Genomic DNA, 2,258 nt, shown 5'->3' on the forward strand with positions numbered 1-2,258 from the left:
CCGGCGGGGGCCGCGTCGACGCCGCCGGTGCGAGTCCGGTCCCGTCCCGGCCGGCTTCGTACCACACCGGTCCGGGATCAGCCGACCGCCCGCCAGTCGCGCAGTGACAGGGACCACGCCTGTGCCTCGTGGTAGGCCACGGCCATGCGGCCGTGACTGACGATCTTGGCCAGCATGACCGTGTCGCCCAGCGCCGTGATCCGGATCACCGTCGGGCCGTAGCCGGCGTCGCCGACCAGGCAGGTCCCGACGCCCCAACCCTGCTCGCGGCAGATCTCCGCCGCGCACCGGTGGTCGTGACGGGTCACGGATTGGCGCTGCGGGTCGCCGGCTGCGGATAGGAGGGGTTGCCGCCCGGGACCGCGCTGCTGTTGGACGGTGAGGTCGTGCCGCCCGTGCCGTTCTCGCTGCCGGTGATCTGCTTGCGCGAGGCGTCCTGGCTCTTGCTGGCGTAATCCGGCGGGGAGTTGGCGCCCTGCCAGGTCATCAGCCCGGCAAGCGCCGCGGCCATGAGGGCCACGCTGACGATCAAGACATACAGCGCGGGCTTGCCGCGCTTGCCCTGCCGGCCGTCCTGACCGGAGAGTTGTTCTGCCATCTCTGAACCTCGTTGCGCCGCCGATGCGGCTATCGGGGAGCAACAGGCCGCCCGCCGGATGGGTCCGCCCCTGTGGCTTTATGCGCCGCCCGGGGTGGTCCGGCCGGTTCGAGCCGTCCCGCGGTGACGGCCGGTGGCGGAGGGCCGCGGCACGCCGTGTCACGGGGGCGGGCCGGCCTCGGAGCCGATCCGATGCATTGGAATGCGGCGCGCCGGACATTGCCCCTGGTCGATAACAACCGCGTCAGTGATGCAGGCATACCAGTAAAAACAACGCAGGTGAGGGAACCTGCTTGTGCGCAACCCGTTTGTGCCCCGCTGCCGACAGGGCAGGGACGAGCGAGCGGGAGCGGAACGGATCGCGGAACAGACATCGCCGGGCAACCGATCGTGGTGCCGCACCATTTCGTAGGACCGGCTTAGCCGGACGTCGCGAAAATCCCAGTCAATACTTTCGCAGGAGCAGTATATTTATACCATCGATTGCGCGGTTACGGAGCGCAACTGGTGGTCGGTCCCGGGTTTCCTCGAACGCGGCAGGGCGCCCATGGCCGACCGAGAGAAAATACTGTCCCCCGGGCATCTCAAGGCCTCGGTCAAGGAGGCCATCGGCAAGCTCGCCGGCGATGCCCAGGTCGAGGCCGAGGGCCGCCGGCAGAAGCGTGCGGCCCGGCCTCCGAAACAGGCCGAGCCGGGTACCGACTGACACAGGTTTCCAACCGGCGACCCTCCCGGGCGCCATCCCCCGAAACACACCCACCATCAACGGAGAACGACATGGTCGACATCGACAGGATCACGGGCGCCGCCAAGGACCTCGGCGGCAAGGTGCAGGGCGCCGTCGGCGACCTCACCGGCTCGAAGAGCGACTCGGTCGAGGGCCGGTTCCGCGAAGCGAGCGGGCAGGCCGAGAACCTCTACGGCCAGGCCAAGGACACGGTGCGGCACGCGGCCGGCCAGGCCTCCAGCTACGCCGATGACGCCGCCGACTACGCCGAGGACGCCTACGAGCGCGGCGGGCACTACCTGCGCCGGGGCACCCGCGAGGTGAGCCATCAGGTCGCCGAGTACCCGCTCGCCTCCCTGCTGGTGGCCGGCCTGGTCGGCTTCGGCCTCGGCCTCCTCGTCAGCGCCAGCCGCGACTGACCCGCAGATCTCACTTCCACGACGACCGACGACCCGGAGTAGCAGCGTGACCACGATCCAGACCACCGTCCCACCCCTCGCCAGCCAGGCACAGGCCGACAGCCGCGCCGTCCTGCTCAACCAGGTGTCCTGGGGCGCCATCTTCGCCGGCGCCACCACGGCCCTGGTCACCCAGGTGATCCTCAACCTGGTCGGCGCCGGCGTGGGGCTCTCGTCCTTCGGCCCCGTGGCCGCCGACAACCCGGCCGCCTCGACCGCCTCGATCGGCGCGGGCGTCTGGTTCGTCGCCTCGGGCATCGTCGCCTCGCTGATCGGCGGCGCCATCGCCGGGCGCCTGTCCGGCAAGCCGCTCGCCGGGACGGCGGGCCTGCACGGCCTGGTGTCCTGGGCGGTGACCACCCTGGTGGTGCTGTACCTGCTGACCTCGGCGGTGGGCGGCCTCGTCGGCGGCGCGTTCAGCGGCGTGACCAGCACCCTGGGCGGGGCCGGCTCGCTCGTCGGCGGCACCGTGCAG

General features: G+C 71.0%; 4 protein-coding genes and 1 pseudogene. 3 read left to right on the forward strand and 2 right to left on the reverse strand.

Annotated features, from left to right (window positions below):
* Nucleotides 1–77: 77 nt before the first annotated feature.
* Nucleotides 78–308, reverse strand: a complete 231-nt coding sequence (locus tag FV228_RS27195; protein ID WP_147857362.1) for a hypothetical protein — start codon at nt 306–308, stop codon at nt 78–80.
* Nucleotides 305–598, reverse strand: a complete 294-nt coding sequence (locus tag FV228_RS27200; RefSeq protein WP_147857363.1) for a hypothetical protein — start codon at nt 596–598, stop codon at nt 305–307. Before FV228_RS27200 ends, FV228_RS27195 begins: the two co-directional genes overlap by 4 nt.
* Nucleotides 599–1,145: 547 nt before the next feature.
* On the opposite strand from FV228_RS27200, the gene FV228_RS27205 reads away from it, so the two are divergent.
* The 3 genes and pseudogenes from FV228_RS27205 to FV228_RS27215 form a co-directional block, all read left to right on the forward strand.
* A complete protein-coding gene (locus tag FV228_RS27205) occupies nt 1,146–1,304 on the forward strand; it encodes a CsbD family protein (RefSeq protein ID WP_147857364.1) in 159 nt (52 codons plus the stop codon).
* A 71-nt stretch (nt 1,305–1,375) separates the two neighbouring features.
* Complete coding sequence (locus FV228_RS27210; protein ID WP_147857365.1) at nt 1,376–1,744, forward strand: CsbD family protein; 369 nt, start codon at nt 1,376–1,378, stop codon at nt 1,742–1,744.
* A 46-nt stretch (nt 1,745–1,790) separates the two neighbouring features.
* Nucleotides 1,791–2,258: pseudogene (locus tag FV228_RS27215) on the forward strand (PhnA-like protein); the annotation flags it as partial.

Origin of the sequence: Methylobacterium sp. WL18, from assembly GCF_008040015.1 — a bacterium.
In the GTDB taxonomy this organism is placed as follows: domain Bacteria; phylum Pseudomonadota; class Alphaproteobacteria; order Rhizobiales; family Beijerinckiaceae; genus Methylobacterium; species Methylobacterium mesophilicum.